Source organism: Neomicrococcus aestuarii (assembly GCF_014201135.1).
Lineage (GTDB): Bacteria > Actinomycetota > Actinomycetes > Actinomycetales > Micrococcaceae > Neomicrococcus > Neomicrococcus aestuarii.
The window spans coordinates 2,498,790-2,518,907 of the sequence record NZ_JACHDR010000001.1 but is presented as its reverse complement, the minus strand read 5'-3'; the positions used below and the strand labels follow the sequence as shown (position 1 = coordinate 2,518,907).

The following is a 20,118-nucleotide window of genomic DNA, read 5'->3' as shown; positions in this document are numbered from 1 at the left end:
CTTGCGGACGGAAGTGACAAAGACCTTTACTGCTTTTCTGGTTCGTCTTTCGATGACGGATCCGAAGACTCCGGCGAAGCTGCTGGTTCTTGAACTCTCGAAGGAGTCTGCTGAGCAGGATCAACCCGAATGCCATACTGCGGGCGGCCATCGGGAAGATCCGAATAGCTCGTGCGAGCCGTCTGGTCAGGTGTTTGGGTTGGTGCCTCAGCTGATCGTGGCGACGCACCTGTTTGCTGTTCCGAAGTTCCAGCCGCGGCGGGCTGCGTAGGAGCGCTGGCCGTGGGCTGGGTGCCGAACTGTGGTGGGTTCACTGGTTGCTGGCCTGCGAATCCTCCGCCCTGAGCGGCAAAGTTGCCGCGCATCGGAAGCTTCGCAGCGAGCGCGCGCGCCGCTTGCGCGTGTTCAAAGCCCACCACCACGTCATAAGAGGTTGCAAGCACTTGCTGTGACGACGCGAAATCGCGCTTACCACCGCGCATCGAATAGGTGATCACTCCGAAGATCATCCAGATCGCCATGCCCAGCACCACGGAGGTGATGACCTGGAAAATGTCTCCGGTCCCAAACATCGAGAGGATGATGCCCACGAACGCCCCGAAGAGCGCTCCTTGAGCTGCACCAGAGAGGGCAACTTTCGGGTAGGACAGCTTCGCGGTCACGCGCTCCACCATCTTCAAATCGTTGCCCACGATCGAGACGTTTGCCACAGGAAAGTTGTTATCCGCGAGGAAATCAACGAGCTTCTGCGCATCGAGGTAGGACTCGAACCGTCCCAGCAAATCGCCTTTCGGCAAACCAGAATCAAGCAGAGCGGATACAGGAGCGCCATAAGGAGTAGACATATTCCTATTCTGCCTGTCACACCGGCAAATGCGTGGCATTTATCGCCACTGGTGAACCGCGAACTAGGCTAGACCTATGAATATGCCCAAAGTCTTCGTCGCGCGCCTTCTGGGCCTCGACGTATTTGATCCCCTGGGAGATCGACTGGGCCGCATGCGAGACGCGGTCGTTGTTGATCGTGGCCCCAGTAAACCTGCCCAGTGCGTTGGCCTGTTGGTGGAAGTTCCGGGAAAGAAGCGCGTTTTCGTGCCGATGACTCGCGTGCAATCAATTGATTCTGTCCAGATCATTTGCTCTGGACTGGTCAATTTGCGCCGCTTCCAACAGCGCGGCGTGGAAACTCTTGTGGCCGCCGAGCTTTTTGACCGTCAAGTCACCTTCCGGGACGGCTCCGGCGCCGGCATTGTTGAAGACATCGGCTTGGAGCGCCAGCGCAGTGGCGACTGGGTGCTCTCTGACTTCTACGTGCGCCGTGGAGACCCTTCCGCTTTCGGTTTCAGGGCCTTGCGCCGTGGTGAACGAATTCTTGCGTCGTGGGATGAAACTTCGGCTCAAGGCCATTCGAATCCTCAAGGTGCCACGAACTTCATTGAGGCCCACGAAGAGATGAAGGCCGCCGACTTCGCTGATGCGCTCCACGAGATGAGCGATAAGCGACGTGTTGAGGTGGCTCAAGAGCTTCAAGATGATCGTTTGGCTGACATTCTTCAAGAGTTGCCGGACGAAGAACAGGTCCAGATTCTTGAATCCCTCGAGATTGAGCGTGCAGCTGACGTGCTCGAAGAGATGGACCCGGATGACGCGGCTGACCTCTTGGCGGAGCTCCCGGAGCACCAGCAGGAAGCGCTGTTGGAATTGATGGAGCCCGAAGAGGCTGAAGACGTCCGCCGTCTGCTCGAGTATGAGGAAAATACGGCGGGTTCCATGATGACTCCCGTGCCCATTATCTTGCCTCCCGAAGCCACCGTTGCAGAGGCGCTTGCCTATGTGCGCCGCGAAGAAGTTAGCCCCGCGCTCGCCTCTTCCGTGTACGTGTGCCGTCCGCCGTTGGAAACTCCCACGGGCAAGTACCTTGGCGTAGTTCACACCCAGGCGCTCTTGCGCTGGCCCCCACCAGAGGCTCTGGGCAAGATCGTCGATAAGGATCTTGAACCTATTAGCGACCAAGCCGATGTCAGCGAAGTCGCGCGCATGCTCGCTACCTACAACCTGACCGCCGCTCCCGTGGTGAGCCAAGACGGTCGCCTCGTAGGAGCGGTCACCGTCGATGACGTGCTGGATCATTTGTTGCCGGACGATTGGCGTACGCGCGATGATGACGACGTTGAACGCCCGAAGAAGAAAGCGTCCAGCCAGCTTCCACGTTTGAATCCGCTCAACGCTAAGAAGGGAGGGGCACGCCGTGGCTGAGCGTACTCCGATCATCCCCGTTGACTCCAAGGGACTAGACACCCCCATGAAGGCGAAGGAGCGTTTCCTTCCGCGCTTCTCCCCCAACCCGGACGCGTTTGGCAGCGCTACGGAAAAGTTTGCGCGCTTCATGGGCACCCCGTCCTTCTTGGTTTGGATGACCATCTTTTGCATCGTCTGGATCATCTGGAACACGGTCATGCCGGAGCCTGTTCGCTTCGACTCCGCCGCTCTGGGCTTCACGGCGTTGACGCTGATGTTGTCCTTGCAGGCTTCCTACGCCGCTCCGCTCTTGCTGTTGGCGCAGAACCGTCAGGATGACCGCGACCGCGTTTCCGTGGCCGAGGATCGCCAGCGTGCCGAGCGCAACCTCTCCGACACCGAGTATTTGACTCGCGAGCTTGCTGCCTTGCGCATTGCCTTGCGCGACGTGGCCACTCGTGACTACGTACGTTCCGAGCTCCGCAGCGTTCTCGAGGAACTCATCGAGACCAGCGACGGCGAGGAAATTCGCTTGCGCAGTAAGTCGAAGAAGAAGGATCGCGACCCGCAGACCACCACTATCAAGCAAGTTAAGCCCAAAAAGAAGGAATCAAAGCCGGAGAACGACGACGCAGCTCAGCTCCCCGAGGCCGCTTCCACCTCCGAAGGGGTCCAGAATGATGTGGTCAAGACTGAGGTAGATAAGAACGAAGGGGACGCTGTATAGCGTGACGGAATTAGAGAACGCGGTCAGCGCGGCATTAGCTCACGTGCAGGATCCGGAAATCCGCCGACCCATTACGGATCTTGGAATGGTCAAGTCCGTGGTGGAGAACCCGGCTGGGGATACCCCTGGGCTCGTGGAGGTCTCAGTCCTGTTGACTATTGCGGGATGCCCGCTGAGCACGACCATCGAGAACGATGTGCGCTTGGCTGCTCTGTCCGTCCCTGAGGTGACGAACGTGAGCGTGAACGTGGGCGTCATGACGCCTGAGCAGCGCGCCGAGCTGATCGGTTCCTTGAAGCGCCGGACGATTCCCTTTGCCGACCCTCAATCGCTGACCCGCGTGATCGGTGTTGCCTCCGGCAAGGGCGGAGTGGGAAAGTCCACCGTAACCGTGAATCTGGCAGCGGCGCTGGCCGCGCAGGGTTTCAAGGTGGGCGTGGTGGACGCGGACGTCCACGGCTTCTCCGTGCCCGCGCTCATGGGACTCAGCGATACCAAGCCCACTCGCGTAGGCGAGTTGATCCTTCCGCCGGTCGCTTACGGTGTGAAGGTGATTTCCATTGGCATGTTCCTCGATGAATCTCGACCCATCATGTGGCGTGGGCCCATGTTGCACCGTGCGCTCGAACAATTTTTGACCGACGTGCACTTTGGGGATCTGGACTTCTTGCTCCTAGATCTGCCCCCTGGCACCGGCGACATCGCCATTTCTGCCGCTCAGCTCCTGCCCGGCTCCGAGCTGGTCATTGTCACCACCCCGCAAGGCGCTGCCGCCGATGTAGCGCGGCGTGCGGGCGAAGCCACCACGCAGACCGGCCAAAAGGTTATCGGCGTGATCGAGAATATGAGCTGGATGGAACTCCCGGATGGAAGCCGTGTCTCGCCGTTTGGCGAGGGCGGTGGGCGCCAGGTTGCCGAACAGTTGGGGGTGGAGCTCTTAGGCTCAATTCCGCTGGAGTCCGGGGTTCGAGCAGGCGGCGATGAGGGCCAACCAATAGTAGTGAGCGATTCAACCGCACCGGCGGCAGTGGCACTTGCGGCACTAGCCGAGAAAATTGCAGTGGTTCCCCGAGGCCTCAGCGGTCGTCGCCTCGGCGTGCAACCGCGTTAGACCCTGAAATTGCTACGTTGCTTCGGTATCAAAGGGGGCGCGCTCTCCGGCAGCTAACTGCGGAACCGGGGCTGCGTCGTCGTCCTTAATGGTGCTACCAGCGGTGAGCGCACGCTGGGACTGATCACGGGACGACGAATCTGCCAGCGGCTCTTTCGCGGCATTGATAGCGTCATCAAAATCATCCAGCAACGCATCGCGAATAATCTTGCGAGGGTCATACTGGCGGGGATCTAGCTTGCGCCAATCGAGGTCGGCGATCTCGTCGCCCACCTCTTCACGCAACTGTTCCTTAGCGCCCGTGGCCATCCGGCGCAATTCGCGCACCAAGCGGCCCAGCTGCTGCGCATATTCGGGCAACTTTTCCGGCCCCAAAATGAGCACAGCAAGAATGGCAAGGACAATAAACTCGCCACCATTAATTCCAAGCACTTCTCAAGCCTACTAGTTATCAGAGGGAATTATTGCCGTCGTGAACCGCTCAAGAACCACGTGTCACGAGACGCCCACAAGGCGTCGAAGACCGTCGACCACGCGATCCCACGGGTCCGTGCCCCCCTCCACAAACTGCAATCGCGCCTGATCTGTGGTCTTGATGCGATCAAGAACACGGGAGGCCAACGCCGCAGCTTCGCTGTTGACGGAACTCCCTTGCGAGCTCGTGGAACCGTCAGCCAGCGTCACATCCACTTGATAGTGGGCGGCCGGCACGTCCAACGTGCGCATGATGCGCAACGGATGAGGATCCTCATCCGCACTCGCCACGCGGGAACCTGGACGATCCGCAGCTTCAAGAGAGGCGCTCTCCAGGGCGGTCTCACGGCTTCGCTGCTCAGTCACGCTCACGGCAGCGGCGGCGCTGGTCGGGGTGGCATCGCGGACAAAGTTCATGACCACTTCGAAGGTGTCCCCCACCGCTCGCGCGTGCGCGGAATCAAAACGCAACCCCACATAATCCAAGCTCGCCAAGTTCCAGCCCTCGCGGCGCAAGCTTGCGATGTCCGTGGTGGAGAGTTCGCGCGGAGAATTACTCCACGAATCCGTCTCTTGGGGCAAAGCGGCCTGCGCGTCGGGGGAAGAACCGCCCACGCTCCACGCCGCAAACAGAGCGCCCGTTAGGAGCACGAGCGCCGTCATGCACGCCATGATGGGTGCAAACGCACGGGATTGGCGGTGCGGCTCAACCCAATCGTAGTGATGCTCCGGCGCCATGGTCTTAGCGGCCAAGAGCTTGGACTGCAGGGACTGCGGCACAGCCGTCTGCGACTGCTGCTTAGGTTGCAAGCGCTGCTTGAGACGGCGCTTCTGCGCGAAATCCGCTTGGCACGAGCCACACGTTTCCAGATGGCGCTTAAAACTCTCGGCGTGCTGGGTGTCCAGCTCGCCGTCGAGGTAATCATCAATCCACCGCCGGTAGCGGTCGAAGACGCTCACCCTTTAGTGATCCCCTGCGCGTGGGCTGGCGTGGATCGGCGCACCAGTCCAGTGATCGCAGTCTTCATGCCAGCTGTGGACAGCGAGCCCTTGCTGGGTTGGGTGGGTGCGCGGTGGGCTAGCTTTTCTCGAAGCATGGTGCGGCCGCGGTGGATGCGGGAACGGACGGTTCCCAGCTTCACGCCCAAGATCTCCGCGACCTCGTTGTACGGCAAGCCTTCAAGGTCACACAGGACCACGGCTGCGCGGAATTCTGCGGGGAGCTCGTCGAGGGCCCGTTGTACGTCCAGGTCAAGATGCATTTCTTCGAAAACGCGCTCTGGGCCGGAGTTCGTGGCGGGTACGCGCTCTTCGCTGCCGTCAATGAAAGCATCGAAGCGGATGCGTTGCTTGCGGCGGGTCTGATCGAGGAACAAGTTGGTGGTGATGCGGTGCAGCCATCCGCCGAAGGTTCCGGGCTCATACGCGTGGAGCGAGCGGAACACCCGGAAGAACGTTTCTTGGGTGAGGTCCTCGGCGTCCTGACGGTTGCCCGTTAAGCGGTAGGCAAGTCGGTAGACTTGGGCAGAATAATCTGCAACGATTTCCTCCCAGCTGGGAACGTCTGGCGCTTCAGCGACAGGTGGGATCTGGGTGGCGACGAGGTCTTTCACGCAACTAATTATTCCGCCCAACTCTGTAAAGATCCTGTGCATGAGCTGGACATGATCCCAGACCCTTCGAACCCCTTTTAAGGAATTACTGCCCCCATGAGCGCCGAAAAATTTAGTAGCTGGTCCTACACCGAAGCCCTTCCCCTCGAGGACGAAGTTTTGGTGCGCGCCCGCGAACGCGCTCACGAACTCGGTGTGACCGCAGTATCCCCCGGGACTGCCGCGCTCATCACGTCCATTGCAGCGAGCTCGGGTGCCCGCAACGCTGTGGAGGTAGGCACGGGCGCCGGCATTTCCACGTTGGCACTTTTGCGCGGGCTTCCGCAGGACGCCATTTTGACCACCATCGATGTGGACATTGAACATTTGGGTGCCGCTCGCGAGACGCTTGCCGATGCGGGCTTCCGGGCCAACCGCACGCGCATCATCACGGGCAAGGCGCAAGATGTTCTCAATCGCCTGACGGATAACGCTTATGACTTGGTGCTCATCGATGCCGACAAAGCGAACGTGCTGACCTATGTGGAGCATGCGTGCCGTCTCTTGCGCGCCGGCGGTACCTTGCTGCTCAACGATGCCCTGGATGCGGATCGCGTACCGCAGCCGGCCATCCGCCAGGCGTCCACCACGGCGACGCGCCAAGCGGTTCGCTTTGTGCGGGATCGCGATGACTTTGTCACGTCCACTGTCCCTACCGGCACGGGCGTGCTGATTGGCGCTAAGCGCGGCTGATTTTTTGAGTACGACGACGCTGGGTTCAGTTTCGCTACTGAGCTTGCGTTGTTGACTAGCTCGCGTTCTCTTTGCCGCTCTCGTTAACGGAAGAAGCGCCGCACCTTCACAGTCTGTGAGAGTGCGGCGCTTCCGCAGTATTTATTCGGTAACGCCCAGCAGGCATTCCTTCAAGTTCTTGGCTTCCTCGGCGTTGAGCTCGAGAACAAGGCGACCGCCGCCATCGATCGGTACGCGCATAATGAGGCTGCGCCCCTCCTTGGTGACTTCCATCGGGCCGTCGCCAGTGCGTGGTTTCATTGCAGCCATAGCTACTCCTTGCCTCCTGGGCCGAACATACTTCGAGCCCACCATTTGTCACGAGTGTCGGATTCCAGTGCGAGTGAGAAGCCCGAAATCCGCAAGTTACGTTTCATATTATCCCCCGGATGTGTCCGTGGCGCTAATCACAGCGGGCTTGTCGCGTTCTTCAAGGACGCCGTGAAGCCGTTCAATTTCTTGAGCGAGGGTGTCAATGACGGAGTCCACGTGATCTGCCCGGTAGCCCCGCAGCCCTACGGGAAGCTTCAGCTGTTGCAGGTCTTCTGCGCGCGGATGTTCGGGCAACAGCGTGGGCGGAAGGTTGGGCGTTGGCTCATGAAGTCCCACTAGCCAAGTGTTGCTGTGGATCGTTTCGGCATTCTCTCGAGGCGCTTTACTCCCCTTGATGCCCCAGAAAATGGTGCCACCTGCAACGAGGATTGCAAGAATTAAGATCACCGTTTGCATAACTACTCCGCGCTCTCGTGGTGGGGTTGAGGCGCGTGGCGCTCATCAAATTCTGGGACGTCTTCTGGGCCTAGCAGTTCCTTGTGGCCCTCTATCACCCACGCCACGGCTTCTTCCGTGCTGTCCGTGAGTCGCAAGAGGTCAAGATCGCTGGCGGAGATCATGCCTTCGGCCAGGACGGTGTTGCGCATCCAGTCCAGCAGCGGGGTCCAGTATTCGGTGCCGAACAGCACTATGGGGAAGTTGGTGATCTTCTCCGTCTGAACCAGCGTGATGGCTTCAAAGAGTTCATCAAGAGTGCCCAGTCCCCCGGGCATCACCACAAAGCCTTGGGAGTACTTCACGAACATCGTTTTGCGGGCAAAGAAATAACGGAAGTTGATGCCAAGATCAACGTATTCGTTCATGCCAGATTCGAAAGGCAGCTCGATTCCCAGTCCCACGGAGACGCCGCCGCCTTCAACCGCACCCTTGTTGCCAGCTTCCATGGTTCCCGGGCCACCACCGGTGATGACGGCGAGAGCTTCGCTAACCAGCCGGCGCGCGATCTCTTCAGCGGCCACGTAGTACTTCGAACCTCGCGCGGTGCGCGCAGACCCAAAGATTGAGATAGCCGGGCCCAACTCTGAGAGCGTGCCGAACCCTTCAACAAATTCGCTCTGAATGCGAAGCACTCGCCACGGATCAGTGTGGGTGAAATCCACCGGCGCGCGCGTGTCCAGCAAGTAGTTATCCGCTTGCGGGATTTTTGCCTGTCCGCGGCGGAGCGTGACCGAGCCTTTATGGCGTCCACTGTGAGGCATCGAGTCGAAGTACTTCGGGTCATAGTGTCCAGGGCTCATGCTTTGTACTTTACGTGACCCACTTAATTGCCTCTACGCAACGACCCTGTAAAACCCTTACAACTCTGCAGAAACTTTCCAGAGATCCACGTTTGTGCCCTCCGACGTAAGCGAATCAATTCGAGTTAGCTCTTCTTCCGAAAACTCGGTGTTTGCTAGTGCACCAAGATTCTCATCTAGCTGCTCAGTAGAAGATGCCCCTAGAAGCACCGAGGTCACTCCCCCGTCTCTTAGCAACCAAGCGATGGCAAGCTGGGCTAGCGTTTGCCCACGTCCTTCAGCAATGGCCTGCAATTTCTTCGCCCTATCAAGATTCTCCGGAGTGACGTGGCCATCAATGGAACCGCGTCCACCTCCGGGAAGTGCGTCAGGATCAGACAAGTACTTATCGGTCAATAGCCCCTGAGCCAACGGAGTGAATGCAATCGAACCCATCCCATTTCGTTTCAAAGTATCAAGCAAACCCTTCTCCACCCAGCGATTAAAGAGGGAATACGCAGGCTGGTGAATAACCAATGGGGTGCCCAAGTCTGCCGCAACTTCGGCAGCGCGCTGGGTACGTTCCGCCGAGTAAGAAGAAATGCCTACATAAAGAGCCTTCCCTTGGCGAACCAGCGAATCGAGCGCTCCAATCGTCTCCTCAATGGGCGTGAAGGCATCCACTCGGTGCGAGTAAAAAATATCGACATAGTCCACGCCAAGGCGTGATAGCGACTCATCCGCCGATGCCAGCAGATACTTCCTGGAGCCATAATTACCGTAGGGACCCGCCCACATATCCCAGCCGGCTTTTGAGGAAACAATTAGCTCATTACGGTACGGCCTAAAGTCGCCGCGCAGCATGCGTCCAAAGTTTTCTTCGGCAGCGCCGTATGGAGGGCCATAGTTGTTAGCCAAGTCGAAATGAGTGATGCCGCGATCGAAAGCGTGCCTCAGAATTTTCCGCTGGTTGTCGAATGGTCGATTATCGCCAAAATTCCACCACAGTCCAAGGCTAATAGGCGGCAACAGTAATCCACTATTTCCAACTCTGTTGTAATCGAATTTCTTATATCGACTCTCGTTCGCCACATAAGGGCGGTGGATGTCTGGAACATCTCCGACCTGAACCTGGCGTGAATTCTGGGACATTTGAAACTTTCTCCTCAATTTCGTCTATTGACACGCACGAGCATGATGCTCCGTGCCGCAAACTGGACCCGAAACGCCTGCCATAGATACATGACCTAAGCCACACAAGTCATCAATCCTATAGTGCTTCATTACGCAGAAATCCCGTCAAAATTCCCGGATTTACAGGATTTCTATGTACTTATGTGACGCAGGATGGCGCTACATGTCGTCACAAATCAAAAGCATTGACCGTGCTTAAAGCACGCAAATAGAGTCTCTCGCACCCAAGCATCTCACCGCAGCCGTTTCTTAGGAGAAACAAAATGAACTCCCCAAATTTCGCAACTTCTCGCCGAAACTTCTTGGCCGGGACTGGCCTCTTTGCAGTAACTGTTTTTGCGGCCGGGTGCAGCACCGGGACTCAGGCTGCACCCAGCGGTACAACTTCCTTCGCAGGTCAGGAACTAAACGTTCTTCTGATCAGCTCGCATGAAGGAGCAGCAAAGTGGCTCAGCGAGGAATATGAGAAAAGGACCGGCGCGAAAGTGAACCCGACAATCGTTCCTTACGATGAAATCGGAGCCACTCTTGCCCTAGACCAACAATCAGGCGCCAACAAGTTCGATGCGGCTGCTCCTTGGTACGTATCACTTGGTGATTTGGCGTCGGATGGCTCCATCAAAGACCTCACCGATTGGATTGGCACAGACATTGCCGATGCTGATGACTTCATCCCGTCAATTAATGATCCTTATACCCTGGTGGACGGGCGGCGATATGGACTCGCTTTTGATGGCGACACCCATGTCTTGTTCTACAACAAAGAAATCCTAAGCCGTAATGGATTCAGCACGCCGCCAGCGACTTGGGACGAATACATTGAGCAGTCAAAGACCATCACCGAGAATGAGGGCCGCAAGGGAACCTACGGCGCTGCCGTTTTTGGGCAAAAATCACCATTGATTCTTGGAGCTTCGTTCGCAAACCGGCTCGCCGGCTTTGGCGGCGCCTTTCTGGATGAAAGTGGTAAACCAGCACTGAACACAGACGCAGCCATCGGTGCCGCAGAGAACCTCATCGAGTCCGCAAAGTACGCGTTCCCAACCGCAACTGAGACCGACTTCGGAGTCGGAAACGGAGCGTGGTTTGACGGCAAGGTTGGCTTTATTGAGAACTGGACCGACCTCGGAGTCGGATCGGAAGTTAATGAAGACTCTAAGGTTGCCGGTAAGTGGGGCGTCACAACTTTGCCAGTTGGAGGCGACAACAAGACTCCACGTGCCTCGCTAGTGGCTGGGTTCACTTGGGTCATTGCCGGAAACACGGAAAAGGAAGAACTCGCCAGAGACTTCATTAAGTGGGCAACTTCATCACAAGTAAATGAAGCATTGTTAACCAGCGAACCGCCCACGGGCATTGATCCTAACCGCAAGAGTTCATTGGAAAGTTCGAGCTACGAGAAAGCTTATCCAGAGCTGCAAAAGGTCAACCGAACGACGTTGCAGAGCTCACTTGCATGGCCTACTGGATCGAACGCTAGTGAGGCAGCTCAGGTAATGACGGATGAATTGTCCAAGCTCCTCTCCGGGCAAGGCGGTACTGCGAAAGAAACCCTTGACCGCATTCAGAGCCAGTGGGAGTCAATACTTGGGTAAGTCAATAGCTTCTGCCTGGCAAAATCGAGTATCTTTCCAACAGTTGCGCAAGGGCGCTCGGTTCTCACAAAACGAAAGCGCAGCAGCCCGAATATTCGTCACTCCAACAATTTTGAGTTTGATAGTTCTTGGCGCGTTCCCGTTGGTATTTATCGTTACTGCAGCTCTCACGGAATCCTCGCTGGGAAAACCTTTCAAGAAGTTTGTAGGAGCAGAAAATTTTGAAGCTGTACTCCGGGATTCGGACGTACTTCAGTCTATTTTTCGAACCGTCAGCTACAGTTTCGCAGTCACGGCAGTTAGCGTTGTTCTTGGCGTCCTACTTGCCTGCGCCGTATACGAAGGCGCTCGCAAGGGCTCCGTACTTAGGACCCTGCTTTTATTGCCGCTCATCATTCCCCCAGTAATCGTCGGCACTTTGTGGAAACTGATATACAACCCTTCGGGCGGATTGATAGCAACAGTGCTGGGATACGCATCAATCCCCGCACCTCAAATACTTTCGGATGGAAGTCTCGCGCTTGCGGCCGTTGGCGTTGCAGATATCTGGCAATGGACACCGCTCGTATTCTTGTTGGTTTACGCGTCATTACTCGGGCAAGACTCGTCACTGAATGAAGCGGCCCGACTGGACGGCGCCCACGGGTGGAAGCTCTTTGTACACATAACTTTGCCTGCAATCGGAGGCACAATTGCGGCGGCCGCCTTCATCCGGCTAGTAATCGCGCTTAAAGTCTTTGATCTTGTATTCATGATGACAAGTGGGGGTCCAGGCCAGTCAACTACGACTACTTCGTATTTGATATACCAAGCGGCCATCAAAGAATTCGACGTCGATCGAGCATCTGCAATCACCCTCTTGCTTGCTGTTGTGGTCACAGTAATAACAGTTCCAATTGGTTTGATGATTGCCCGAATACGCCGTAGTGAAGGAAGTAACGCATGAAAGCGATCGAACTCTCGCCGCAGGGTGAAGCTCCTACTCGACCTCGGCAATTCACGGAGAAGCCGAGCTTCGAAGAGCAGAAGCAGAATAAACCCGCTCAAAGCCATTTCTGGGCGCGCGGGATTATCGGAATTTCGGTTGTTGCGACATTCTTGCCGCTCGCCTATCTCATTTCCGTGTCTCTCATGGGGCGCGACGAAACCGTGTCAGGAATCTTGTGGACTTTGGACCCACAATTTTCAAACTGGAGTGATGTTCTCTTTTCCTCCGACATACCGCGGAGTATCGGAAATTCACTGATAGCTGCGACATTCGGAGCGCTGCTCTCCCTCGCTGGAGGATTGCCTGGCGCTTGGGCAATCGTCCACTATAAGACCGGCGGACGAGCCCTATCTGCGCTCGTTACTAGTCCATGGCTACTTCCACCAGTAGTTGCCGTCATTCCGCTATTCATATTGCTGCGAGTATTAAACCTCAACGATTCGCTCGTTGGCTTGACACTAATTTATGCATTGATCAACTTACCGATTGCTGTGTGGCTACTTGAGGGATTCCTACATAAGATTCCATCGTCAATATTTGATGCCGCTGCCGTGGACGGAGCCGGCCCATGGCGCACACTTGTCTCGATAGTGACTCCACTCATGCTCCCCGCGCTCATCGCGATCGGCACCATCATCGCTATTTTGAATTACAACGAGTTTCTACTCGCTACGTTTTTGACGCAAAGCGTCGAGTCTCAGACCGCCCCAGTTGCACTGTCTTTGTTCTATGGCGATCGCACACCACACTTCGGGAAAATTGCCGCGGCATCGGTAATTGTGGTCATCCCCGTCTTTGCAGCAGCGACCTTCCTGCAGCGCTGGATGATAGATGGACTTGTGAACGGCGTCGGCAAATAGGAAGGAAATTCCAGAACTAAACTTGGCATCTCGTTCTTGTACGCCTCCATGTCTCAAGCAATTTAGGATTCAAGCTTTCAGTTCAGCTGTATGCCAAATATTGATGATTAGTCACGGCAAGATTTCGTTTTGACGAATTTCCAAGCTAAAACACATGAAAACCACCGTGATGGGCATTACATGCAGTATTCTTCTGGCCATGACCCAAGAACATGACCCCGCCTCAGTTGGACCCGGCACGGACAACGTTCTGGTACCTGAAGCGAGCAAAAACGCAGCAGCGTCAGCCGCACAGCCAGTAGTCCAGATGCGAGACGTCAACAAGCACTACGGACCTTTGCACGTCCTCCAAAACATTAATCTTGAGGTCAAGCGCGGAGAAGTAGTGGTGGTTCTGGGGCCATCGGGTTCCGGTAAGTCCACCCTCTGCCGCACCATCAACCGTCTGGAAACCATTGACACCGGTGAGATTCTCATCGATGGCGTCAAGCTCCCCGAAGAAGGCAAACTGCTTGCCAAGCTCCGGGCAGACGTTGGCATGGTGTTCCAGTCCTTTAACCTTTTCGCGCACAAATCAATTCTTGAAAACGTGACGATGGGCCCCATCAAGGTCAAGGGAATGAAGAAGAGCGAAGCTGACAAGCTCGCCCTTCAGCTCCTTGAGCGCGTGGGTGTGGCCAACCAGAAGGACAAGCTGCCTGCTCAGCTTTCTGGCGGACAGCAGCAGCGTGTCGCCATCGCTCGAGCGCTAGCGATGCGCCCCAAGGTGATGCTCTTTGACGAGCCAACCTCCGCCCTGGATCCGGAAATGATTCAGGAAGTTTTGGACACCATGATCGCCCTGGCAAAAGAGGGCATGACCATGATTGTGGTGACCCACGAGATGGGCTTCGCTCGCCGCGCTGCAGACCGCGTGATCTTCATGGCCGACGGTCAGATCGTGGAGCAAGCCACTCCAGAAGAGTTCTTTACCAACCCTCAGACCAACCGTGCCAAGGACTTCCTCGGCAAACTCATCAAGCACTAAAACTTTTTACAACTCCTCCCTCTCTCACTACACCTTCAACCCACTGAGCACTGGCTCTGGTTGACAAACACAAGGAGAAAAACATGCGACGCACTGGACTAGCAGTAGCCGCGATGGCCGCCGTTGGCGCCCTCACCCTGACCGCTTGTGGAGGTGGCACCACTGGCGCCTCCGGCAGCAGCGACACCATCAAGATCGGTATCAAGTTTGATCAGCCAGGTCTTGGCTACAAAGACGGCGAAAACTACAAGGGCTTTGACGTCGACGTAGCTCGCTATGTCGCCAAGGAACTCGGCTACGCGGAGGACAAGATCGAATGGGTCTCCGCACCATCTGCAAACCGCGAAAACATGTTGCAGAACAACCAGGTAGACATGATCTTCGCGACCTACTCCATCACGGACAAGCGCAAGGAAACGGTTGCCTTCGCGGGACCGTACTTCATCGCTGGCCAGGACCTCTTGGTCGCGGCAGACTCTGACATCACCGGCCCTGAAGACTTGAACGGCAAGAACCTCTGCTCAGTCACCGGTTCCACCTCCGCTCAGAAGGTCAAAGACAACTACGCGGACTCGGTTAACCTGCAGGAGCTTCCGGGCTACGCCGAGTGTGTGAGCACCATGGCTGGCGGTTCCATCGAAGCCGTCACCACGGATGACATCATCCTCGCCGGCCTCGCCGCCCAGGACGCTTACAAGGGCAAGTTCAAGGTTGTTGGCAACCCATTCTCCACAGAGAAGTACGGCGTTGGCCTCAACAAGGAATCTGACAAATGTGAAGCCATCAACACGGCTATCCAGAAGATGATCGACTCCGGCGAGTGGAAGACCGCTCTCGAGTCCAACACCGCTGGCACGGGCTACAAGCCATCTGACGAGAACCCTCCAAAGACCGACGCCTGCGCCTAAGTCTCTGACTCTGGCTCTGAACGTTTGATCTAGTGCTGTGGGGGTGGCCGTCCACTCGACGGTCACCCCCACAGCTTTTCACCAACTGACGCACCAAGGAGAGTGATGGACAGTTATCTTTCCATCTTCACGGAATACAACATTCCGGCCGCGTTCTGGGTAAACATACAGTTGACCTTTTGGGCAGCCATCGGATCTTTGATCCTCGGCACCATCGTGGCGATGATGCGCATTTCGCCGATCCCCAGCTTTCAATGGTTTGGCGCCGCTTACGTCAACATCATCCGAAACACCCCACTGACCATCATCATCCTGTTCGGCGTCCTAGCGCTGATCGGGCAGTTGGGCGTTCAGTTGGGCGGGTTCCAAGAGAACTTCTTCCGCATGGCGATTGTGGGACTCTCCGTCTATCACGCAGCTTTCGTGTGTGAAGCGATTCGATCCGGCGTCAACACGGTTCCGCTGGGTCAGGCTGAAGCCGCCCGTGCCATTGGGTTGAGCTTCATTCCAGCAGCGCGTCTGGTGATCTTGCCTCAGGCTTTCCGTGGCGCCATTGTTCCGCTCGGCAATACGCTGATCGCTTTGCTCAAGAACTCCACCGTTGCTGCTGCCGGCTCAGTTGCCACCGAAGCCTCCTCGGTCATGAAGACCATGATCGAATTCCGCGGTGACATTGTCATCCCCATCTTCTTGACGTTCGCACTCGGCTTCGTGATTTTGGTGATCCCTATTGGGCTCCTGACCACGTGGCTCTCTAAGAAATTGAAGGTGGCCCGATGAGCGCATCAGTCCTCTTCGACACTCCCGGTCCCAAGGGACAGCGAGCCATTCTTGTTGTCAACATCGTCGGCGTGCTCATCCTTCTGGGATTCCTCGCGTGGATCATCAGCGGTCTGGCCGCTAAGGGCCAAATGGCCTGGACGCAATGGGATGACTTCCTCCAAGCCCGCACCTGGGTTGACTATCTTCTACCAGGCCTGCGGAACACGCTCTTAGCTGCTTCGCTCGGCATCGTGGGATCGATCATCTTCGGCTTGGTTTTCGGTGTAGGCCGACTCGCCCAGAACAAGCTGATCCGCTGGTTCTCCTCGATTGTGGTGGAGTTCTTCCGCGCCGTTCCCGTGCTTTTGATGATCGTGTTCTTCAACATCTTCATTGCCCGCGTACTCGGCATCACGCAGAACTCAACCCTCATTGCGGTCGTCGCTGGTTTGATCTTGTACAACGGCGCTGTGGTTGCCGAACTGGTTCGTTCAGGTGTCTACGGTTTGCCGAAGGGTCAGCGTGAGGCTGCCACGGCGATCGGCATGACGAACGGCCAGTCTTTGCGACTCGTTGAAATCCCTCAGGCCTTGATCGCGATGCTTCCGGCCTTGATCGGCCAGTTCGTGGTCATCCTGAAGGACTCCGCGTTGGGCTACATGATCAGCTTCAACGAGCTGCTGTTCTTCGGCCGCACCTACGCGTCGCCAAACGGCAACGTGTTGCAGGCCCTCGTGGTGGTGGCGATCATCTTCATCATCATCAACTTCTCACTCACCAAGCTCGCCGAATTGATTTCCAAGCGCCTCTCCTCACGAGGTCAGCGCGTCAAGAAACCTGAGGCAGCCATCAACGCTGAAGCGTAGCGTCAGCTAGCAAGCCACCTCGTCAAAGCCGCGAGACATTCTTGGATGTCCGCGGCTTTGACGTTTTCATCGTCAGTGTGCGCCAAGAGCGAATCGCCCGGGCCGAAGTTCACGGCAGGAACGCCCAGCTCGGAGAACCGCGCCACGTCCGTCCAGCCATACTTCGGCTTCGGCTGGGACCCCACGGCCGCCACGAACGCCGCCGCAGCCGGCCGATCCAAGCCAGGACGAGCACCCGATGCCGCATCCGTCCTCACCACCTCAAAACCGTCCAGCAACTCGCGAACGTAAGCTTCGGCGTCGTCCACCGATAACGACGGCGCAAACCGGTAGTTAATCTCAATCTCGCAAGCATCCGGAATCACGTTGCCCGCTACGCCGCCGGTAATGCGCACCGCGTTCAGCGACTCGCGATACTCGAGGCCCTCCACCGTGCGAGTCAGTGGCTCGTGCTCGGCCAGACGCCGCAGAATCTCCCCCGCACCGTGAATGGCATTCTTCCCGCGCCACGCCCGGGCAGAGTGCGCGCGCACGCCGTGAGTACGAGCCACGAAGCGCGTGGTGCCGTTGCAGCCGCCCTCAACATCCCCATTCGTAGGCTCCAAGAGCACCGCGAAATCAGCCTTCAACCACTCCGGGAAGTTCCGCGCCACGCGGCCCAAGCCGGACAGCGACGCCTCAACTTCCTCGTGATCGTAGAAAATGAACGTAATATCGCGGACCGGTTCTTTGACGGTCGCGGCAATTGCCAGCTGGACCGCCACGCCACCCTTCATGTCCGTGGCACCACGCCCGTAGAGCGTCTCCCCCACCCATTCCGACGGCACAGTACCGCGCCGCGGATCGCCGCCTTCAGGGGCAGGTTCAGGCAAAGGAACGGTATCGAGGTGGCCCGCCAAAATGACGCGCTCCCCACGATTCAAGCGGGTACGCGCCATGACGGTGTCACCATCGCGCACCACCTCGAGGTGCCCCAATGCCCGCAAGCTCGACTCCACCAAGTCAGCGATGACCTTTTCATTCCCGCTGACCGACTCAATATCAATGAGCTGCGCCGTCAACTGGGCAACATCCTGGGTCAAGTCCAAGTGGGATGGCTGGGTGGACTGTGGGTGGCTGTTCACGCGTTCCTCCGAAAGTCGTTGAACCTCTAGCTTAGAGTCCCCTCACTTAGAATGGAGCTATGACTACAACGCCTTCTGACTCTGCCGTGCCCGAGACCGGGCTCAAGATCATTTCCGGATACGGCCTAGCCACCTACGCTGCGGACGGTTCCGTCCTCGACGCATGGTTCCCAGCTCCCGTGCTCGGCGGCCTTGATCAGGCCGAGAACCTCGAAGGTGAGCTGCGCGCTACCGCCGACGAAGATCCGGATCGTGGCACTCGCCAAGAAGTGATCAAGCTCGAGATCGATGGCTCGGTTGCTCCGGCCGACACCGCCGACGCATGGTTGCGTTTGCACGCTTTGTCCCACCGCCTGGTGCAGCCGAACACCATCAACCTCGATGGCGTCTTTGGCCTCTTGAACAACGTGGTGTGGACCAGCGCCGGCCCCTGCGCCGTGAAGGACTTCGAGATGACGCGCTTGCGCCTCAAGCGCCGCGGCACCCTGACCGTGTACGGCGTGGACAAGTTCCCACGCATGGTGGACTACGTGATCCCATCCGGCGTTCGCATCGGCGATGCCGACCGCGTACGTTTGGGCGCTCACTTGGCCGAAGGCACCACCGTGATGCACGAAGGCTTCGTGAACTTCAACGCTGGAACCTTGGGCACCTCCATGGTTGAGGGCCGCATCTCCGCGTCTGTTGTAGTGGGCGACGGTTCCGACATCGGCGGCGGCGCCTCCATCATGGGCACGCTGTCCGGTGGCGGCAAGGAAAAGATTGTCATCGGCGAGCGCGTGCTGTTGGGCGCAAACTCCGGCGTGGGAATCTCCATCGGCGACGACTGCGTTGTTGAAGCCGGCCTCTACGTCACCGCGGGCTCGCGAGTGACCCTGCAGGGCAAGACGGTCAAGGCTGTGGAACTCTCCGGCGTTCCTAACCTCTTGTTCCGTCGCAACTCCACCACGGGTGCTATCGAGGCGTTGCCTCGCGAGAACCAGGTGGTTGAGCTGAACTCGGCTTTGCACGCTAACTAATTCGCGGCGGGGAGCGTTGCGTACTTTTCTTGAGTACGACGGCGCTCCCTGTCTTTTCTTGGAAAGCTTTCTCTCCTTCCCCTTATGAAACGAAAAACTCGAGCGGCTACCGCCATTGCGTTGTCAGTAGGCATCGTCGGCGGTGGAATCTGGGCCGCAACGGCGTTCATCGATCAGCAACAGACCCTGTTGATTGAGCGATGCACCGCCGCTGTGGGCGCTGACGAGCACCGACTCGATCCCGAGCAGGCTTCCAACGCGGCCTTGATTGCAGCTGTCTCGATTGACCGTGGGCTCCAAGCTCGCGCGGCAACCATTGGCATCGCCACGTCCGTTCAAGAGTCCAAGCTTCGCAACATCGACTACGGGGACACCGCCGGGCCGGATTCCCGGGGTCTCTTCCAACAGCGTCCATCTCAAGGGTGGGGCACCGAAGCTCAGGTCATGGATCCCGTGTACGCGGCGAACCGGTTCTATCAAGAGCTCGAGAAGTTCGATTACGTCACCATGGAAGTCACGGACGCCGCCCAGAAGGTGCAGCGCTCCGCTTTCCCGAAGGCCTATGCCGATCACGAGCCCGAGGGCCGCGCCTACGCGTCCGCTCTGACTGGCAACTCCCCTGCAGCCGTCAACTGCATCCTGAAACGCACCGAGACCGCGGGCGATCCAGAGCTCGTGATTTCTCAGCTTGAGGAGCAGTTCGGCGACCAGAACATCCAGGCCGAAGCGCTGGGCAACGAAGTCCACGTGAGCGCTTCAAACACTTTGGGCTGGGCTGTCGCCCAGTGGGCGGTCGCTAACGCCAAGTCGCAGTCCTCTGTGGCCGTCAGCCACTCCGGCCTCCAGTGGGACCGTAAGGCTCAAGCGTGGAAACAGGCGATCACCGAAGACGGCAAGGTCATCATCACGCTGGCCCGCTCCAACGGCGAAGGCTAAAACCCCGCCAGTCCCCCGTTTGGGCCCCTGTGCCTCGCTTCCGGCCGCCCTGCCTCCCATGTGAGGCCACTTTGCGACGATAGCGCCCATGCGTGGACGAATTTCGACGAGAAAACCGCGAAAAGTTGTAGAACTTTGGCCTCACAGGGAGGCGGGACTGTAGCGTTTTGGCCTCACATGGCAGAGAGTGGGGCGCGAGAGCGCTGAGAGTCGGTCGCGATAGGTCTAGGAAACGGAAAAGGTGGTGTGGTTACCGGAATGATCCGGCGGCCACACCACCTTTTCGCTGCTTCACGCTACTTAGAACTCGGAGCCAGGGAACTTCTGGTTCCTTGGACAAGCACTTGAGGAAGCG

The 20,118-nt window shown here is 57.6% G+C and carries 22 protein-coding genes; 13 read left to right on the top strand and 9 right to left on the bottom strand.

Features of this window, described 5'->3' with window-relative positions:
* Window positions 1-26: 26 nt before the first annotated feature.
* On the bottom strand, window positions 27-845 hold the full coding sequence (locus HD598_RS11625) for a general stress protein (RefSeq protein ID WP_183666054.1): 819 nt from the start codon (window positions 843-845) through the stop codon (window positions 27-29).
* A gap of 76 nt (window positions 846-921) precedes the next feature.
* Here HD598_RS11625 and HD598_RS11620 point away from each other — a divergent pair, with 76 nt between their 5' ends.
* From HD598_RS11620 to HD598_RS11610, 3 genes are read left to right on the top strand one after another with little or no spacing between them, the layout of a single operon-like run.
* Complete coding sequence (locus HD598_RS11620) at window positions 922-2,256, top strand: magnesium transporter MgtE N-terminal domain-containing protein (RefSeq protein ID WP_183666052.1); 1,335 nt, start codon at window positions 922-924, stop codon at window positions 2,254-2,256.
* Between the two features lie 46 nt (window positions 2,257-2,302).
* Complete coding sequence (locus tag HD598_RS11615; RefSeq protein ID WP_183666846.1) at window positions 2,303-2,965, top strand: DUF1003 domain-containing protein; 663 nt, start codon at window positions 2,303-2,305, stop codon at window positions 2,963-2,965.
* A gap of 1 nt (window position 2,966) precedes the next feature.
* Window positions 2,967-4,076, top strand: coding sequence for an Mrp/NBP35 family ATP-binding protein (locus tag HD598_RS11610; protein ID WP_311539028.1), 1,110 nt, complete (start codon window positions 2,967-2,969; stop codon window positions 4,074-4,076).
* A gap of 12 nt (window positions 4,077-4,088) precedes the next feature.
* Here the strand turns inward: HD598_RS11610 and HD598_RS11605 are convergent, their stop codons facing one another.
* The 3 genes from HD598_RS11605 to sigE form a co-directional block, all read right to left on the bottom strand.
* Complete coding sequence (locus HD598_RS11605) at window positions 4,089-4,508, bottom strand: sec-independent translocase (RefSeq protein ID WP_183666050.1); 420 nt, start codon at window positions 4,506-4,508, stop codon at window positions 4,089-4,091.
* 63 nt (window positions 4,509-4,571) lie between these two features.
* Window positions 4,572-5,510 (bottom strand): anti-sigma factor family protein, encoded by a 939-nt coding sequence (locus HD598_RS11600; protein WP_183666047.1) that lies wholly within the window; start codon window positions 5,508-5,510, stop codon window positions 4,572-4,574.
* On the bottom strand, window positions 5,507-6,163 hold the full coding sequence (gene sigE, locus HD598_RS11595) for an RNA polymerase sigma factor SigE (RefSeq protein WP_232318026.1): 657 nt from the start codon (window positions 6,161-6,163) through the stop codon (window positions 5,507-5,509). Before sigE ends, HD598_RS11600 begins: the two co-directional genes overlap by 4 nt.
* Before the next feature lie 96 nt (window positions 6,164-6,259).
* Here sigE and HD598_RS11590 point away from each other — a divergent pair, with 96 nt between their 5' ends.
* On the top strand, window positions 6,260-6,895 hold the full coding sequence (locus tag HD598_RS11590) for an O-methyltransferase (RefSeq protein WP_183666045.1): 636 nt from the start codon (window positions 6,260-6,262) through the stop codon (window positions 6,893-6,895).
* Window positions 6,896-7,036: 141 nt separating this feature from the next.
* Here HD598_RS11590 and HD598_RS11585 read toward each other — a convergent pair whose 3' ends face one another.
* The 4 genes from HD598_RS11585 to mgrA form a co-directional block, all read right to left on the bottom strand.
* Window positions 7,037-7,204: a DUF3117 domain-containing protein gene (locus HD598_RS11585; protein WP_071895057.1), complete on the bottom strand. Its 168-nt coding sequence runs from the start codon at window positions 7,202-7,204 to the stop codon at window positions 7,037-7,039.
* 108 nt (window positions 7,205-7,312) lie between these two features.
* A complete protein-coding gene (locus HD598_RS11580; protein ID WP_183666043.1) occupies window positions 7,313-7,654 on the bottom strand; it encodes a DivIVA domain-containing protein in 342 nt (113 codons plus the stop codon).
* An 11-nt stretch (window positions 7,655-7,665) separates the two neighbouring features.
* A complete protein-coding gene (locus tag HD598_RS11575; RefSeq protein WP_183666041.1) occupies window positions 7,666-8,505 on the bottom strand; it encodes an LOG family protein in 840 nt (279 codons plus the stop codon).
* A 57-nt stretch (window positions 8,506-8,562) separates the two neighbouring features.
* A complete protein-coding gene (gene mgrA / locus HD598_RS11570; protein ID WP_183666039.1) occupies window positions 8,563-9,636 on the bottom strand; it encodes an L-glyceraldehyde 3-phosphate reductase in 1,074 nt (357 codons plus the stop codon).
* A gap of 305 nt (window positions 9,637-9,941) precedes the next feature.
* Here mgrA and HD598_RS11565 point away from each other — a divergent pair, with 305 nt between their 5' ends.
* From HD598_RS11565 to HD598_RS11535, 7 genes are all read left to right on the top strand, one after another.
* Window positions 9,942-11,273 carry an ABC transporter substrate-binding protein gene (locus HD598_RS11565; protein ID WP_183666037.1) on the top strand — a complete coding sequence of 444 codons (1,332 nt, stop codon included), beginning with the start codon at window positions 9,942-9,944 and terminating at the stop codon, window positions 11,271-11,273.
* A 118-nt stretch (window positions 11,274-11,391) separates the two neighbouring features.
* Window positions 11,392-12,219, top strand: a complete 828-nt coding sequence (locus HD598_RS11560; protein WP_260170559.1) for a carbohydrate ABC transporter permease — start codon at window positions 11,392-11,394, stop codon at window positions 12,217-12,219.
* Window positions 12,216-13,121: a carbohydrate ABC transporter permease gene (locus HD598_RS11555; protein WP_183666033.1), complete on the top strand. Its 906-nt coding sequence runs from the start codon at window positions 12,216-12,218 to the stop codon at window positions 13,119-13,121. Before HD598_RS11560 ends, HD598_RS11555 begins: the two co-directional genes overlap by 4 nt.
* A gap of 307 nt (window positions 13,122-13,428) precedes the next feature.
* Window positions 13,429-14,148: an amino acid ABC transporter ATP-binding protein gene (locus HD598_RS11550; protein WP_071895417.1), complete on the top strand. Its 720-nt coding sequence runs from the start codon at window positions 13,429-13,431 to the stop codon at window positions 14,146-14,148.
* Window positions 14,149-14,231: 83 nt separating this feature from the next.
* Window positions 14,232-15,056, top strand: coding sequence for a glutamate ABC transporter substrate-binding protein (locus HD598_RS11545; RefSeq protein ID WP_071895056.1), 825 nt, complete (start codon window positions 14,232-14,234; stop codon window positions 15,054-15,056).
* Window positions 15,057-15,161: 105 nt separating this feature from the next.
* Window positions 15,162-15,836: an amino acid ABC transporter permease gene (locus HD598_RS11540; protein ID WP_071895055.1), complete on the top strand. Its 675-nt coding sequence runs from the start codon at window positions 15,162-15,164 to the stop codon at window positions 15,834-15,836.
* Window positions 15,833-16,684 (top strand): amino acid ABC transporter permease, encoded by an 852-nt coding sequence (locus tag HD598_RS11535; protein ID WP_183666032.1) that lies wholly within the window; start codon window positions 15,833-15,835, stop codon window positions 16,682-16,684. Before HD598_RS11540 ends, HD598_RS11535 begins: the two co-directional genes overlap by 4 nt.
* A 2-nt stretch (window positions 16,685-16,686) precedes the next feature.
* Here the strand turns inward: HD598_RS11535 and dapE are convergent, their stop codons facing one another.
* Window positions 16,687-17,808: a succinyl-diaminopimelate desuccinylase gene (gene dapE, locus HD598_RS11530; RefSeq protein ID WP_183666030.1), complete on the bottom strand. Its 1,122-nt coding sequence runs from the start codon at window positions 17,806-17,808 to the stop codon at window positions 16,687-16,689.
* A 59-nt stretch (window positions 17,809-17,867) separates the two neighbouring features.
* Here dapE and dapD point away from each other — a divergent pair, with 59 nt between their 5' ends.
* Together dapD and HD598_RS11520 are read left to right on the top strand one after the other, a co-directional pair.
* Window positions 17,868-18,827 carry a 2,3,4,5-tetrahydropyridine-2,6-dicarboxylate N-succinyltransferase gene (gene dapD / locus HD598_RS11525; protein WP_183666028.1) on the top strand — a complete coding sequence of 320 codons (960 nt, stop codon included), beginning with the start codon at window positions 17,868-17,870 and terminating at the stop codon, window positions 18,825-18,827.
* Window positions 18,828-18,911: 84 nt separating this feature from the next.
* The gene (locus tag HD598_RS11520) at window positions 18,912-19,763 is read left to right on the top strand and encodes a hypothetical protein (RefSeq protein WP_183666025.1); all 852 of its coding nucleotides are present in this window, start codon (window positions 18,912-18,914) and stop codon (window positions 19,761-19,763) included.
* The last annotated feature ends 355 nt before the right edge of the window (window positions 19,764-20,118 follow it).

Bases quoted from the DNA above. Each gene is read 5' to 3' on its own strand.
- HD598_RS11625 (WP_183666054.1), bottom strand. From the start codon at position 845: ATGTCTACTCCTTATGGCGCTCCTGTATCCGCTCTGCTTGATTCTGGT.
- HD598_RS11620 (WP_183666052.1), top strand. From the start codon at position 922: ATGAATATGCCCAAAGTCTTCGTCGCGCGCCTTCTGGGCCTCGACGTA.
- HD598_RS11615 (WP_183666846.1), top strand. From the start codon at position 2,303: ATGAAGGCGAAGGAGCGTTTCCTTCCGCGCTTCTCCCCCAACCCGGAC.
- HD598_RS11590 (WP_183666045.1), top strand. From the start codon at position 6,260: ATGAGCGCCGAAAAATTTAGTAGCTGGTCCTACACCGAAGCCCTTCCC.
- HD598_RS11585 (WP_071895057.1), bottom strand. From the start codon at position 7,204: ATGGCTGCAATGAAACCACGCACTGGCGACGGCCCGATGGAAGTCACC.
- HD598_RS11575 (WP_183666041.1), bottom strand. From the start codon at position 8,505: ATGAGCCCTGGACACTATGACCCGAAGTACTTCGACTCGATGCCTCAC.
- mgrA (WP_183666039.1), bottom strand. From the start codon at position 9,636: ATGTCCCAGAATTCACGCCAGGTTCAGGTCGGAGATGTTCCAGACATC.
- HD598_RS11565 (WP_183666037.1), top strand. From the start codon at position 9,942: ATGAACTCCCCAAATTTCGCAACTTCTCGCCGAAACTTCTTGGCCGGG.
- HD598_RS11555 (WP_183666033.1), top strand. From the start codon at position 12,216: ATGAAAGCGATCGAACTCTCGCCGCAGGGTGAAGCTCCTACTCGACCT.
- HD598_RS11550 (WP_071895417.1), top strand. From the start codon at position 13,429: ATGCGAGACGTCAACAAGCACTACGGACCTTTGCACGTCCTCCAAAAC.
- HD598_RS11545 (WP_071895056.1), top strand. From the start codon at position 14,232: ATGCGACGCACTGGACTAGCAGTAGCCGCGATGGCCGCCGTTGGCGCC.
- HD598_RS11540 (WP_071895055.1), top strand. From the start codon at position 15,162: ATGGACAGTTATCTTTCCATCTTCACGGAATACAACATTCCGGCCGCG.
- HD598_RS11535 (WP_183666032.1), top strand. From the start codon at position 15,833: ATGAGCGCATCAGTCCTCTTCGACACTCCCGGTCCCAAGGGACAGCGA.
- dapD (WP_183666028.1), top strand. From the start codon at position 17,868: ATGACTACAACGCCTTCTGACTCTGCCGTGCCCGAGACCGGGCTCAAG.
- HD598_RS11520 (WP_183666025.1), top strand. From the start codon at position 18,912: ATGAAACGAAAAACTCGAGCGGCTACCGCCATTGCGTTGTCAGTAGGC.